This is a genomic window from Saccharopolyspora antimicrobica (assembly GCF_003635025.1).
Taxonomy (GTDB): domain Bacteria; phylum Actinomycetota; class Actinomycetes; order Mycobacteriales; family Pseudonocardiaceae; genus Saccharopolyspora; species Saccharopolyspora antimicrobica.
The window spans coordinates 5681201-5694376 of sequence record NZ_RBXX01000002.1 but is presented as its reverse complement, the minus strand read 5'-3'; the positions used below and the strand labels follow the sequence as shown (position 1 = coordinate 5694376).

The following is a 13176-nucleotide window of genomic DNA, read 5'->3' as shown; positions in this document are numbered from 1 at the left end:
ATCGTGAATCTATGCCGAGCCGCACCGGGTTCCCGAACGGCGTGCTGACGTGAGCAGTGCGCCGTTCGCCGAACGCCGAAGCGTCGCACCGCTGGAGCTGTTCTTCGACCTGATCTTCGTCTTCGCCATCGGGCAGCTGGCGGAGCACCTGCACGCCGAGCTGTCCTGGCGCGGGGCCGCCGAGACGGCGGTGATGCTGGTCGCGGTGCTCAGCACCTGGGCGTTGACCAGCTTCGACGCCACGTTCCTCGGCGTCGACCGGGCCGGGACCCGACGGTTGGTGCTGGTGGTGATGGGGCTGGGGCTATTCATGAACGCCCAGATCACCGCCGCTTTCACGGACCGGCCGTGGGCGTTCGCGGTCCCGCTGGTGACCATCCTGCTCCTGACCGACATCACCGCGGCGGTGAGCGCCCAGACCACGATCCTGCGGCAGCACTACCTCCGCGTGACGGCGTGGGCGGTGGTCTCGATCCCGCTGTGGCTGATCGGAGCGGCGGTGGACCAAGAGTCCCGGCTGGTCTGGTGGGCCGCTGCCGCGGTGGTCGACATGGCAGGCGTGTGGCTGACCCACCCCCTGCCCCGCAACGTCCTGTCCTCCCAGCATCTCGTCTTCGACGCCGAGCACATGGTCGAGCGGATCCGGCTGTTCATCATCCTGCAGCTCGGCGAGACGGTGCTGACCCTCGGCACCGCGATCTCCGCTGCCCCGATCGACGCGCCGACGGTGGTCACCGGCCTCGGTGTCTTCGTCGCGCTGGTGTGCCTGTGCGCCAGCTACTTCAGCGGTGGCGAGGACATCCTGTCGCGGCACGTCTCTGCCACCGCCGACCGGCTGCGACCGGTCCGCCGCGCCGTCAGCGGCCAGTACAGCACCCTGGCCGGACTGGTGATCCTCGCCGTCGGCGCCGAACTCGCGATCAGCCACCCCACCGGGCAAGGCAGCATCCAGCTCGGTCTGCTCCTGTTCGGCGGCCCGATCCTCTACGTGCTCACGCAGGCGTGGTGGTACTACATCTCCACCCGCCAGGCCTGGAGCGCGCGGCTGGTCGCCTGCCTGGTCTGCGCCGCAGCCGGCGTCGCGGCCTGCTGGCTGCCACCGCTGGCCTCCGTGCTGATCCTGGACACCATCCTCGTCGTGCTCGTCCTCGTCCTGAAGCGCGTGCACCGCCGCATACTCATGACGATGGCCACCGACGACGCTTGAGAGCACGGCGCCCACGACAGAGGCGGTCACGTGGTGCGGATGGCGGCCTCGGCGCATTCCCGCAGCCGGTCGGCCGCCACGGGGTCGAGGGCGTGGGCCGCCACGCCACCGGGTCGGTCGCCCTGGACGATCTGCGCCTCCTGGTTGTCTTCGAAGTAGCGGCCGGTAACGCCTTCCAGCAGGGGTGATGCGGCGAGCAAGGTGGAGGTGGCCGCCCCCTGGGCGGGACTCTTGTAGAACGCCGGTGGTGTCAGATTCCCGCCGTCGTCCATCACGCCGAACGCGCGCATGGTGTCGTCGTCGAGGTGTCGTTGCAGGCGGGTGAGGATGTAGCCGGGGTGAGCGCGTTCGCGGTGATGCCGTCGCCGACCCAGCGGCGCGCGCCGACCGCGAACAGGACCCCGGCGGACTTGGACTGCCCGTAAGCCGTCCACGCGTCGTACGGGCGGTGCTCGAAGTGGGGATCGGCGAAGTCGAAGGGCGCTTGCCGGTGGGCACCGGAGCTGACGATCACGACTCGTGCCGAGCCGGAAGCCGCAGCGCGTTGTGCAGCGCGGTGACGAGAGCAAAGTGACCCAGGTAGTTGGTGGCCAGCTGCATCTCCCAGCCACCCGCAGTGAGCGTGCGCTCGGGGAGCGCCATGATCCCGGCGTTCGCGACGAGGATGTCCAGCGGCCCGGTCCACGCCCGGGCGAAGGCGTCGACCGAGGCCGGAACGGACAGGTCGAGTGCAGTCGCGCGGACGTGGCCCGCGCCGCGGACGGCGGCCAGCTCCCGGATGAACGGTTCGGCGGCTTCCGGGCGGCGCGTGGCGATCGTGACGTCCGCGCCGGCGGTGGCCAGCGCCCGGACGGTCTCCACGCCGATTCCCGAAGAACCGCCGGTGACCACCGCCCGCCAGGCCGGCCGAGCGACAGGGCTGGAAGGCTACCCACGCGCACACCTGAAGGCACTGCAGCGGTGCCACACAATTCGACTATTGTCGGCCGGATCAGAACACTGAGGTTCGCCCGCAGAAACGTTCCGCGGCGCTGATCGCACGGCCAGGTTCGCAAATCCAGCCCCGCGGCGGCGTGGCATCGCGGGCTCCTGGCCGTGCCCCTCCGAACGGCCGGCGCTGGTGCTAGCATGTCGGGTGTGATCGAGGTCGACAGAATCTAGCCACCGAACTGCCGGTGGCTTTCACCCGCCCGCGGAAGCATGGTTCCCGGGTTCGTGGATGACCTTCCCCAGCGCAGGGCTGTAGATCCGCCCGTTCGAGGCTTTGACGCTCCTGCCTGAAACCTCACCGGCACGTTCGCGCCGCACCGACCTCGGTCATGGGTCCCGTGCTTGCGAACGCGCGATTCCGATCCCGCCCGGTATTGCCGGGAGTCTCGCCTCGGCATCGACTCCGCCACCGCATCGACGCCTGACCGCTGGTCGGTTGCGCCATCAGCTCCGCTGATCCGCACCCTCCAGAAAGGCCAGCACATGCAGCACCGCACGTCCCGCTCCCGCACCCGCCATCGCCGCGCGCACTGGAAAGCCAGCGCTCCGGCACTCGCTCGTTGCACGAATCCAGCCTGCGGAAAGCCCACACCGCCGCATCGGGTGTGCGCGCACTGCGGCTTCTACCGCGGCCGAGAGGCATTGTCTCCTTTGGACGGTGACCGATGAGCGCCGTCCTCGCCCCGAGGAGCCGCTGGATGCGGATTCGCGACCATCTCGCCGCGATGGGAGCCCCAGCGTTCCGATTCCGGCAGCTGATCGACGCTTGGCAGAACTCGACCGCCGAGACGTTCGCGGAGGTGCACGTGCTCCCAGCCGCGCTGCGCGCCGAGCTGGCCGAGCGGTTCGGCCCCCGACTGCACACGCTCACGCCGCTGGAAGCGCAGCACGGCGAGCAGGTCGAGAAGGTTCTGTTCGCCTCCGACACCGGGGCGCGGATCGAGACCGTCGTCTCGCACTACCGGGCGGGGTGGGATTCCATGTGCGTCTCCTCCCAAGCCGGCTGCGGCCTCGGTTGCACGTTCTGCGCTACCGGGGCTGTGGGGCTGGTCCGCAACCTGAGCGCGGACGAGATCGCCGCCCAGGTCATGCACCCGCACTGGACGCGCGCGGGCCTTCCCCGGCCGACGAGCGTTGCGTTCATGGGAATGGGCGACGCGCTCGCGAACCCGCACCTCTTCGACGCGCTCACCCTCCTCACCGACCCCGGCTACGCCGGGATGTCCCCGCGGCGGCTGACCGTGTCGACCGTCGGAGTGGCGCCGAACCTGGCCCGGCTGGTCGAGCAGCACCCCCAGGTGACGATCACGTTGTCCGTGCACTCGCCGTTCCCCCGGCAACGCGCACGAATCATTCCGCTGGAAGAGCGGTTCCCGCTCGCACGGAACCTCGACATCCTCGATCGGCACGTCGCCGCGAGCAGGCGGAAGGTCTACCTCGCCTACCTGCTGATCGCCGGTGTCAACGACAGCACCGACCACGTCGCGGCGGTCGCCGATCTCGTGCGCCGACGATCTCGGCCGGAGCTGTTCCACGTCAGCGTCATCCGCTACAACGAGGCGACGGGCGCGGTCCCGGGCTATCGCGCGCCCTCGTCCAGGCGCGTCGACGAGTTCGTGAACGGTCTCATCGCCCGCGGGCTGAACGCCACCAGGCGCCGCCAGCTCGGCGCCGACATCGACGCCGCGTGCGGACAGCTCCACGCCAAGTACCTCGACCCAGGTGACATTCCGGCGGTCCTGCGAGGGAGATGACGCCCGAGACGGCCCGCTGCCGGTGAGGGCGGCGGGCCGTCGAGGCGGCCCTACTGGACGGATCGGAGCACGAATTCCGGCCGACCTGTCACGGGGTTCGCGTTCACCAATCGTCCACTGTCGACATGAACTTCAGCTCCGCGCCATCGTGAGCGCATCCAGCGATCGTGGCTGGCGAGCACGATCGCGCCCGGCCCGGGCCCCAGAGCGTCCTCCAGCTCGTCGCACAGGCTGGGTGACAGGTGGTTGGTGGGCTCGTCGAGCAGGAGCAGGTGTGGAGGGTGCGACCAGCAGGGCCAAGGCGAGCCGTCGACGCTGCCCCACCGACAACTCCCCGACAGGTTTGTCCAGGTCCCGTTCCGGCAGCAGACCCAGCGAGCCGAGCGGGACGGTTTCCGCACGGGCAGCGCCGACTGCCGCCGCGTACGTGGCCCGCGCGGTGCGCACCGGCTGGTCGAACTCGGTGTCCTGGCCAAGCAGTCCGACGCGAAGCCCGGGCCGTCGCCGCACGCCCTCCGGGCCGAGCCGACCGGCCAGCACGAGCAGCAGGGTCGACTTCCCGACTCCGTTCTCACCGATCAACCCGATCCGGTGGCCCGGAGCCGCCGTGAGCGAGACGCCGTCGAGCACCCGCCGGTCACCGAGCACGCGCACGACGTCGTGCGCGATCAGAGCTGCTTCGACCTTTGCCCGCCTCAACAGGTCGCGGCGGGCGCGGCAGTACCCACCAGCCAGCCTGATTCGAGCCGGAGCCAGCGGTCCACCCGGCTCTCGCCCGGGAAGCGTTCGTCGTGGCTGACGACGAGGAGGCAGCCGTGCCGGTCGTCGGGGCCGAGGTTGTTGGTCGGCTCTTCGAACAGCAGCACGTCCGGGCGCTTGAGCAGCTGCGTTGCGAGCCCCAGGGAGCCGCCGGGAACGGTGCAGGCTTCACGATGACTTCCTCTCGGAGATTAGCAGCAGCGGCCCGCACGGGGCGTTCTGCGATGAGCCGGGCGACACTTCCGGACAGCGGCCGCGGCTTCCCGGTGGAGCCGTGTTAGCTTTGCGCGCATGCTCATCGAGGTGGACAGACTTCGGTCGCAGAGCCGCTGACGGCTCGCGACGCCCCTACCACCGAACGCACCTTCGCCCCGGACGTTCCGATTCGGCGCGGTCGCATGCTGCGCGGGTTCAGCGCCACGCGCACCGGTCTCGGCGAGCGGTGAAGGATGCGCTGACTTCCAGGAGCAATCCATGACGCACGAAAAACCGCGGCAGCCGTTCGATCCCGAACTCGCCGCCGTGTTGCCGGCGCTTGAAGGGCACGTGCCGGTCGGCATGACGCCGGACCGGCTGGAGCACTTCCGCGCGCTCCGCTTCCCCGACATCGAGGAACAGATCGGCGACCGCCCCGTCACATGCGTCAGCCGCACGATCCCCGGCTACGGCGGGGCGGAGATCGAGGTCTCCGTCATCTCCCGCGAGGACCACTGCAGCCGCGGGCCCGGGATCTACCACATCCACGGCGGCGGCATGGTCATGGGAAACCGGTTCTCCTCCGTGCACCCGCTCATCGATTGGGCGTTGAAGTACGACGCCGTCGCCGTAACGGTCGAATTCCGGCTGGCCCCTGAGCACCCCGACCCGATTCCCGTCGAGGACTGCTACGCGGGCCTGCGGTGGATGGCGGACAGCGCGGACGAGCTGCTCTTCGACCCCGACCGCCTGGTGATCTTCGGCGGTAGCGGCGGAGGTGGCCTCGCTGCCGGAACCACGCTGCTGGCTCGCGACCGCGGCGGCCCGAAGCTCCTCGGCCAGCTGCTGCAGTGCCCGATGATCGACGACCGGAACGAGACCGCGTCATCGCACCAGTACGACGGGATCGGCGTCTGGGACCGGACGAGCAACCTGACGGCGTGGACGGCGGTCCTGGGCGAGCGGCGGGGCACCTCCGAGGTCTCGCCGTACGCGGCGGCGGCCAGGGCCACCGATCTCAGCGGCCTTCCCCCGACGTTCATCGATGCCGGCTCGGCCGAGGTCTTCCGGGATGAGGACGTCGCCTTCGCGAGCGCGATCTGGGCCGCCGGAGGCGTTGCGGAACTCCACGTCTGGGGCGGAGGTTTTCACGGATTCTACGACATAGCACCGGATTCCGCGCTGGCTCGGGCCTGCATCGCGGCCCGCGAATCCTGGCTGGAGCGCCTGCTCCGCCACTAGGCGGCCTAGCGCAGATGACGGCTCACATCGCCGACGAATCGGATGCGGACACGTCGCTCCGCGAACCGCCATCGCCCGTCACGAGCGCGAGACCGCCGTGCCAGCCTGCTCGTCGGCCTCGATCACGATGTTGGACATGACGTGCTGGGTCCGCGGTGTGCCGTCGGCGCAATCGCCACCGTGCTCACCGGGTTCACCGCGGCGACGGCGTTCGGCGCCCCGATCGGTACCGCGTTCGGCAGCGGGTTCGGCTGGCGGGCGACGATGTGGTTCGTCGCCGCTCTGGCCGTCATCGGGATCTGCGGGGTGCTGACACTGGCACCCCGCACCATCGCCACAGCACCGCCCGAGAACCTGCGGCGCCGTTTCGCACCGCTCGCCGATCCCAGAGTCCTGACCACCACGATGGTGGCGTTCACCTCGGTGTACATCCTCTACACCTACATCGCCGCGACTTCGAACCCGCCACCGGAGGCGTCGGAGGACGCGTGGCCGTCCTGATGTGCACCTTCGGCGTGATCGCGATCTTCGGCAGTTATGCGGCCGGTGTGCTGACCGACCGGATCGGCGGCCTGGGTCGTGGTCTGCCAGCTCGTCCTGCCGTGGGTGACCGGCTCGTTCGTGGGATCGATCGGGTACGTCGGCGTGCTGACGGTCGCGGGCTTCAGCATGAGCGCACCCCAGCAACACCGCCTGATCGACCTCAACCCCCGCTGGCCCCCGTCCTGGTGTCGTTGCACGCGTCGATCCGAACTGGACAAACCGGTACAACTCAGTGCTTCAGCGCAGCACGACACAGCTCAGTGCAAACCCGGCCCCGCATCGAGATTCCGTGATCCACAGGTTGTCGTCGTCACGACCCCACTGGTCAACCAACTTGCTGAGCTCGTCCAGCACGGGGACCAGGTGGTTGCGGCGGAACCAGCTGATGCCTCCCTCCACCCGCCTTCTTCGCGAGCTCCTTCACGCCTGGGGGCGAGGTTGACCGTCACGGGCGGTGGGGGATGTTGGCCGTGGTGGGTTCATCCCAGCGGGTGTGTGGACGGGAGTGCGGCGGCCTCGTCGGTGGCGGGTGGGAAGCAGGTCGGGTGTCCGAAACCGCTCGCGCTGCTGCCGTCCTGGATGTCGTGGATGATGTTGTCTCCATCGGGGCGAGGACGCACGCCGGTGGGCACATGGTCCAGCTTCAGGGCGTCACGCATCTTCCAGGCCACAACATGGTCGGTGCACGAGGTGTCGCCACTCACACCGAGTCCGCCGATGAGATCCGTCCTCGTGTACAGCGCCAGACCGCCGCCGAACACGTTGACTCCGCCGATTTTCTGGCCGACCAGCGGATCGTTGGGCCGGCCCGCCTGGGCCGGGTCACCGGAGTAGGCCGCAGCCGGATCGACGGGATTGCTGTGTTGCAACCCGTACAGGCTGCCCCCGGGTTGCACCGCGCTGTACAGGTTCGCCGTCGAGAGGGACAAACCGGGCAGAGCGCCGCGGGATCCTGGCGGGAGGCTGAAGGCGTTCGCCGTGTGTGCCTTCTGCGCTGCGATGATCCTGCTTCCCGGCCATTGCGAGTCTCGTTCGGGACCCGAGAACGCCACCGCGCACACGATCCCGTCGCGGTTGACCGCAGCTGCCCACATGTCGTGGCCGAGCCCGCCGTTGCCTCCCGCCCGCACCACTTCCGAGACGACCTTCCGCAGCTGATCGTGGGTGGGAAGACCGGCACAGCCGCCGTCCTTCGCGGCTGCGCGTGCGCTCGTGACGGACCCTGAGCCTTGGGCAGCCAGCGAGCCGGTGAGCATGGTCAGCGACAGCGCGGACAACAGCGCCAACGCCACCGTGGAGCGGGCTCTTACCAGCATCGTGGTACTCCTCAACTGTCGGATCACAGGCCTTCGTACGGCCCCCGGTCGGCACCGAGGAGGCCACAGACAAGGTCGGCACACCGGCCCGCAATCTTGACAATTCGACGATCTGCGAACACCACCTGTACCCCAACGTGTCCGTCGTCACCCGGAACCGAGACATCGGAAGAGGGAAGAAACCGACTGTGCAAGTCGGTCGCAAACCTGTCGACTTGTTTACTTGAGACAGTTGATTTCCGCTTCCCGCAGGAGATTTAGGAAGGTGGCGGCCATACTGGACACGTCCGGTGCCGCTGCTCATCTGGGGATGTTGGTCTTCGGTCAGCTTCGGGTCGGCAGGATTCGGGTCAGGTCGTGGCCGACCACGATCCGCCCTCGGAATCCGGCTCGGACCGGGCGTTCCCAGTCGTCGTCGGTGACCGCGCGGGGGTCCGGTGGGCCGATGTGGCTCAGCGCCACGCACTCGACGCCCGCCTCCGCGGCGACTTGACCGACCTCCTGCGGCGAGGTGTGCGAGGCGGCCAGGAAGTCGAGCAGTTCCGGCGAGTAGCCGAGATCCCGGTAGTAGGTCGGATCCATGACCTCGTGGACCAGGATGTCAGCACTGGCGGCGAGCTCCGCCACGACACGGCTGCGGGCCGTGTCACCGGAGAAGGCGACTGCACCGTGCTCGGTCTCGATGCGGAATCCGAGGGCGAGGTGCAGTGGCGGGTGCGGTACAGCTGCCGCGAGCACCCGGATCCGGTCGTCCTCGTACACCGGCGTCGGCGTCGATTCGACCGACACGTCCTCGGCTTGCACCAGCTTCGCCAGGTGGGTGCGCGGGCTGGTCCGGGTGCGCACGCCGATGTCCTGGCCGAACGCGCTCAAGCCGTGCTCGACCAGACCAGCCGTCCCGGCGCTGGAATCGCGGGGATCCGGTCCCGGGCCCACGATGCGGACCTGGTGATCGACACCCCGATTGGCCGGTCCCCACCCCAGCAGGAGGAGGTTGAACAGATCCGCCACGTGGTCCGAATGCAGGTGTGTCACGAACACACCGCCCAGATCGCGCAGCGCCAACCCGGCCTGCGCGTACTTGCGCAGCGCGCCGTACCCGGCGTCGACCAGGTAGACGCGATCGCCAACGACCACCGCAGTTGCCGCGCCCTGGCGCCCGGGTGCCGGGTACGGCCCGGCAGCCGTGCCCAGCAGGACCACGCGGAGCGGCCCGTCGCCCAGGTCCCCGGTGAGTCGGACCGCGTCGGCGGGCACAGCTTCGGAGGAGCTCCCTGCACCGAACGGGTCGGTGCACAGCGATGCGTTCACGGCGACAGCTCCTCCAGGGTGCGCCCCTTCGTCTCCTCCACGAACAGCCCGGCCACGAGCGCACCGAGCAGCGTGATCCCGCCGATCGCGAGGAACACGGCCGACAGGTTCGACCCGCCCGCGTACAGCATTCCCACCAGCACCGGGCCGACGATCAGGCCGAGGCGGTTCATCATGCCGCCCATGCTGCAACCGAGCGCACGGCTGCGCGTGGGGTAGAGCTCCGGGGTGTAGAGGTAGAGGCTGACGTTGACGGCGAAGTTGAACATGGCGGCGACGGCCGACCACACCACCAGCTGCACGGGCGTGGTGGCCCCCAGCGCGGCCAGCACGAGCAACGGCACCGCGGTCGCTCCGAGTCCGACGCTGAAGACCGCCCGTCGACCGACCAGGTCAACGGTCAGCGCGGCGATGACGCAGCCGAACAGGCCGGCCACCGACGCGGCCGTGCTGTACCAGAGCGCGGTGTCGATGGGCAGCTGGTAGGTCGTCTTGTACAGCGTGGGCAGCCATGACGTCACCCCGTAGTTGGCCAGGTAGCCGATGAACCAGATCTACCAGACGACGAGGGTGCGCTTGCGGTAGCGCCCGGCGAACAGGTCGCGGAGCGAGCTGTTCCTGCGCTGGGGTCCGGCCTCCACCGCCGTCACCTCGGCCGGTTCGGGCAACGGCTGGCCGGTGGCGTTCTGGACCTTGCACTCGATGTGCTCCATCATCCGCAACGCCTCTGCGGTGCGGCCTCGCGCAGCGAGCCAACGCGGGGATTCAGGCACCCGGCGCTGCACGGCGAACGCGGCGACCCCGGGGATCGCGGCGAGCACGAACAGCGTGCGCCATCCCCAGTGCGGGATGATCCAGGCCGAGGCCAGTGCACCGATGGCGAGTCCGGCCGGGAAGACGATCTCGTACATGAGCACGAACCTGCCGCGCCGCTTGGCCCGGCTGAGCTCGCTGATGTAGGAGGCCGCCGTGGGCACCTCACCACCGATGGCGAAACCCTGGACGAACCGCAGGACGAGGAACGGCGCGAGCGAGGTGCACAGCGCCATGCCGAGGCTGCCCAGCGCGGTGACCGCCACGCACAGCGCGATCACCCGCACCCGGCCGATCCGGTCGGCGAGCCACCCGGAGGCGAGGGCCCCGAGCAGCATGCCGATCGACCCGACGGTCAACGTGGCTGTCACGCCCGCTGCGGACAGTCCCCACTCCTTGGCGATCTGGGGCATCGAGAACGCGATGAGCAGTTGGTCGAACGCTTCGAAGAAGGTCACCACGCCGATGACCAGGCGCACCGTGACGTGCCACCGGGACATGGGGAGGCGTTCGATCCGTGCGGCTATCTGCTGCTGCACGGCGTGATCGGATGGGGCCGCCGTCGTCATGCGTCCCTCCTTCTGGGACGGTCATGCCACGTTGCGCGGTGGCATGGGAGGACAATTGCCGGGTGGTTCCGGTCGAGGTGTCGCCCCTACCGGCTCGTTCCTCCTGGATCTGGAGGATGAACTGCGGAATTCCCCTTGGAGATCGTGCTCAGCCGACGCGGGCGTCGATGAACCGCACCGCCTCGTCCCACCAACCGAGCTCGCCGTCGCGCGGCGGTACGACCACGTCGCCGAGCTCCCCCGCCCGGTCGCGGAAGCCGAACAGCGGGTCCTCGGATGCGGCGAGGCCGAGCCAGGGCGTGCGCAGGCGTTCCAGTGCCCGGCCCACTGCGGGCGCACCCGCCCACGGCGCTTCCTCCAGCCCTCTCGGTTCGAAGGCCGCGGCGGCGGCGAACTCGTGCTCAGCGGCGGCCCAAGTCGCCAGGTGACCACCCATTCCGATGCCGAGCACGCCGGTGGACCGCGACGGCACGCCGACCCGTTCGCGCAGATAGCCCAGGGCCCCGGCGACGTCGGCGGCGAGATCTTCGGCCCGCAGCAACGCCATCGCCGCCTCAGCGGTTCCGGCGTTCTCGGGCCGGAACTCGCGACCGCCGTTCTCGTAGTACATGAACGGCGCGACGGCGACGTAACCGCAGCGCGCCAGCATCCGGCACATGTCCTCGACCGGCGCGGTCAGCCCGTGGATGTCGTGCAGCACGACCGCGGCCGCGCGCGGCGCGGTGTCCGGGAAGCGGACGAACAGCGGCGCTGCCGTGCGCAGCACACGGCGTCCGCGGTTGGCCGGCCCGTGCGCGTGGTGGTGTTCGGTGATCAGTTCGGTCGGCATCGCGGCCGCTCCTCAGCTCGGCACGTGCACCGGAGGCACGAACGGCTCCGGGGTCGGTTCCAGTGCGGTGACATCGACCTCCACCACGTAGGGCCCGTGGTGGTCGACCGCCTTGGCGAACACCTCGGCGAACGATCCGGCCTTGTTGACCAGCGCGTGCGGCAGGTGCAGGGAATCGGCGAGCCGCCCGAAATCGGGGGTGAACAGGTCGACGCCGCTGCGCCTCCCGACGTGCTTGTCCTGCATGTTGCGCAGCACGCCGTAGCCGCCGTCGTTGAACACGACCAGCACCAGCCAGGGTTGTTCCTGCGCGAGGGTCGCCAGCTCTCCCAGGTGAACCGCAAGCCCGCCATCGCCGACGAGCACGACGGTCGGCGCGTCGGCGGTGCCGACCGAGGCACCGATGCCGTGGGCGAGCCCTTGGCCGATGCCGCCGCCGACCGGGAAGATGTTGGTGTTCGGGTGGTGGATCTCCAGCAGCCGGTTGCCCCACTGGCTGGACGGGATCGTCACGTCCCGCGCGATCACGGATTCCGCCGGGAGCGTCCGGCGCAGCGCGTCGCAGATCTGCGCGTAGGGCCCGATCGCGTCCCGCAGGTGATTGCGCACTTCGGTGCGGGCGTGCTCGACCCTGGACCGCCAGCGGCGGTCGGTCCGGGTGCCGTCGAGCTGGGCGTTGAGCTGTTGGAGCACCTCGTCGGCCGCGCCGACCAGTCCGACGGTCGCGGGGTGGACGCGCCCGATCGCGGTGGGGTCGACATCGATCTGCACGTGCTTCTCGGGCAGTTCCAGCGCGTAGTGCTTGGTCTCGTTGGAGCGGAAGTGGGTCCCGACGGAGATCAGCAGGTCCGCTTCGGCCAGCATCGGTGCCGCCTTCGGGTTCGTGGCGAAGTTGCCGACGACCAGCCCGTGGTCCTCCGGGAGGCTGCCGCGTCCGGAGTTGCTGGTCAGCACTCCGGCGTGCAGGCGTTCGGCGAGTTCGCGCAACGCCTCGCCGGCCTGCGTGCCACCACCTCCGACCCACAGCAGCGGCCGCCGCGCGGCTCGGATCAGCTCAGCAGCGCGTCGGATCGCGCCCTGGTCCACCGGGGCCGTGGCTTCGGCCTGCTCGGAGGCCGCCGGGGCGAATCGGTGCTTCGCGTACTGCAGGTCGATCGGCCACTCCACGCTGGACGGTCCGCGGGGAGGGCTCACCGCGCTGCGCACCGCCCGCCGCAGCTCCTCCTCCGCCGCCTCGACCGAGGTGATCGCGGCGGCGTGCTTGGACACCGCGGTGAGCATGCCGAGCTGGTCGCGGGTCTCGTGGATGACGCCACGCCCCTGTCCGAGGTAGCACGAGTCGATCTGGCCGGTCACGTGCAGCACTCGGCTGCCCGCGGTCAGGGCCTCGACCAGCGCCCCGGCCGCGTTGCCCGCGCCAGTGCCGGTGCTGGTGATCGCGACGCCGAGGCCGCCGGTGGCGCGGGCGCAGCCGTCGGCGGCGTTGACCGCGGCGGCCTCGTGGCGAACCGGCACGAATCGCAGTTCGCGGCTCACCGCTTCCACCAGAGGCAGGTTGTGCACGCTGACCACACCGAACGCGGTGTCGACGCCGTTGTCGCGCATGACCTGCACGAGCAGGTCTCCGCCAGTTCCTTGGTCCATGGCA

Annotated in this window: 14 protein-coding genes and 1 pseudogene; 5 read left to right on the top strand and 10 right to left on the bottom strand. The window is 69.7% G+C overall.

Going from position 1 to position 13176, the window contains the following annotated elements:
• Nucleotides 1-49 precede the first annotated feature (49 nt).
• A complete protein-coding gene (locus ATL45_RS27245) occupies nucleotides 50-1207 on the top strand; it encodes a low temperature requirement protein A (protein ID WP_093149214.1) in 1158 nt (385 codons plus the stop codon).
• A 26-nt stretch (nucleotides 1208-1233) separates the two neighbouring features.
• Here ATL45_RS27245 and ATL45_RS39390 read toward each other — a convergent pair whose 3' ends face one another.
• From ATL45_RS39390 to ATL45_RS39380, 3 genes are read right to left on the bottom strand one after another with little or no spacing between them, the layout of a single operon-like run.
• On the bottom strand, nucleotides 1234-1497 hold the full coding sequence (locus ATL45_RS39390; RefSeq protein ID WP_211841299.1) for an SDR family NAD(P)-dependent oxidoreductase: 264 nt from the start codon (nucleotides 1495-1497) through the stop codon (nucleotides 1234-1236).
• Nucleotides 1479-1721, bottom strand: coding sequence for a Rossmann-fold NAD(P)-binding domain-containing protein (locus ATL45_RS39385; protein WP_211841298.1), 243 nt, complete (start codon nucleotides 1719-1721; stop codon nucleotides 1479-1481). The genes ATL45_RS39390 and ATL45_RS39385 overlap by 19 nt, the downstream gene beginning before the upstream one ends.
• On the bottom strand, nucleotides 1718-2068 hold the full coding sequence (locus tag ATL45_RS39380; RefSeq protein ID WP_211841297.1) for an SDR family NAD(P)-dependent oxidoreductase: 351 nt from the start codon (nucleotides 2066-2068) through the stop codon (nucleotides 1718-1720). Before ATL45_RS39380 ends, ATL45_RS39385 begins: the two co-directional genes overlap by 4 nt.
• A gap of 612 nt (nucleotides 2069-2680) precedes the next feature.
• On the opposite strand from ATL45_RS39380, the gene rpmF reads away from it, so the two are divergent.
• On the top strand, nucleotides 2681-2866 hold the full coding sequence (gene rpmF / locus ATL45_RS27235; RefSeq protein WP_093149216.1) for a 50S ribosomal protein L32: 186 nt from the start codon (nucleotides 2681-2683) through the stop codon (nucleotides 2864-2866).
• Nucleotides 2867-2895: 29 nt separating this feature from the next.
• On the top strand, nucleotides 2896-3951 hold the full coding sequence (locus tag ATL45_RS27230; RefSeq protein ID WP_211841296.1) for a radical SAM protein: 1056 nt from the start codon (nucleotides 2896-2898) through the stop codon (nucleotides 3949-3951).
• A 132-nt stretch (nucleotides 3952-4083) separates the two neighbouring features.
• On the opposite strand, the gene ATL45_RS27225 is transcribed toward ATL45_RS27230, so the two are convergent.
• Nucleotides 4084-4650 carry an ATP-binding cassette domain-containing protein gene (locus ATL45_RS27225; RefSeq protein WP_342775307.1) on the bottom strand — a complete coding sequence of 189 codons (567 nt, stop codon included), beginning with the start codon at nucleotides 4648-4650 and terminating at the stop codon, nucleotides 4084-4086.
• Nucleotides 4647-4817: a hypothetical protein gene (locus ATL45_RS39375; RefSeq protein WP_211841295.1), complete on the bottom strand. Its 171-nt coding sequence runs from the start codon at nucleotides 4815-4817 to the stop codon at nucleotides 4647-4649. Before ATL45_RS39375 ends, ATL45_RS27225 begins: the two co-directional genes overlap by 4 nt.
• Nucleotides 4818-5184: 367 nt before the next feature.
• Between ATL45_RS39375 and ATL45_RS27220 the strand changes: the two genes are divergently transcribed.
• Nucleotides 5185-6147: an alpha/beta hydrolase gene (locus tag ATL45_RS27220; protein ID WP_093149221.1), complete on the top strand. Its 963-nt coding sequence runs from the start codon at nucleotides 5185-5187 to the stop codon at nucleotides 6145-6147.
• Between the two features lie 141 nt (nucleotides 6148-6288).
• A complete protein-coding gene (locus tag ATL45_RS39065) occupies nucleotides 6289-6648 on the top strand; it encodes an MFS transporter (RefSeq protein ID WP_170210116.1) in 360 nt (119 codons plus the stop codon).
• A 521-nt stretch (nucleotides 6649-7169) separates the two neighbouring features.
• Here the strand turns inward: ATL45_RS39065 and ATL45_RS27210 are convergent.
• From ATL45_RS27210 to ATL45_RS27190, 5 genes and pseudogenes are all read right to left on the bottom strand, one after another.
• Complete coding sequence (locus tag ATL45_RS27210) at nucleotides 7170-8006, bottom strand: GlcG/HbpS family heme-binding protein (protein ID WP_211841294.1); 837 nt, start codon at nucleotides 8004-8006, stop codon at nucleotides 7170-7172.
• A 324-nt stretch (nucleotides 8007-8330) separates the two neighbouring features.
• Complete coding sequence (locus tag ATL45_RS27205) at nucleotides 8331-9317, bottom strand: MBL fold metallo-hydrolase (protein ID WP_246025574.1); 987 nt, start codon at nucleotides 9315-9317, stop codon at nucleotides 8331-8333.
• Nucleotides 9314-10630 (bottom strand): annotated as a pseudogene (locus tag ATL45_RS27200) (MFS transporter). The gene ATL45_RS27205 and the pseudogene ATL45_RS27200 overlap by 4 nt, the downstream one beginning before the upstream one ends.
• Nucleotides 10631-10847: 217 nt before the next feature.
• Entirely contained in the window at nucleotides 10848-11528 is a 681-nt protein-coding gene (locus ATL45_RS27195; protein WP_093149225.1) for a dienelactone hydrolase family protein, read from the bottom strand.
• Between the two features lie 12 nt (nucleotides 11529-11540).
• Nucleotides 11541-13172, bottom strand: a complete 1632-nt coding sequence (locus ATL45_RS27190) for a thiamine pyrophosphate-binding protein (RefSeq protein WP_093149229.1) — start codon at nucleotides 13170-13172, stop codon at nucleotides 11541-11543.
• Between the last annotated feature and the right edge of the window lie 4 nt (nucleotides 13173-13176).

Bases quoted from the DNA above. Each gene is read 5' to 3' on its own strand.
- ATL45_RS27220 (WP_093149221.1), top strand. From the start codon at position 5,185: ATGACGCACGAAAAACCGCGGCAGCCGTTCGATCCCGAACTCGCCGCC.
- rpmF (WP_093149216.1), top strand. From the start codon at position 2,681: ATGCAGCACCGCACGTCCCGCTCCCGCACCCGCCATCGCCGCGCGCAC.
- ATL45_RS39390 (WP_211841299.1), bottom strand. From the start codon at position 1,497: ATGCGCGCGTTCGGCGTGATGGACGACGGCGGGAATCTGACACCACCG.
- ATL45_RS27210 (WP_211841294.1), bottom strand. From the start codon at position 8,006: ATGCTGGTAAGAGCCCGCTCCACGGTGGCGTTGGCGCTGTTGTCCGCG.
- ATL45_RS27190 (WP_093149229.1), bottom strand. From the start codon at position 13,172: ATGGACCAAGGAACTGGCGGAGACCTGCTCGTGCAGGTCATGCGCGAC.
- ATL45_RS27230 (WP_211841296.1), top strand. From the start codon at position 2,896: ATGCGGATTCGCGACCATCTCGCCGCGATGGGAGCCCCAGCGTTCCGA.
- ATL45_RS27195 (WP_093149225.1), bottom strand. From the start codon at position 11,528: ATGCCGACCGAACTGATCACCGAACACCACCACGCGCACGGGCCGGCC.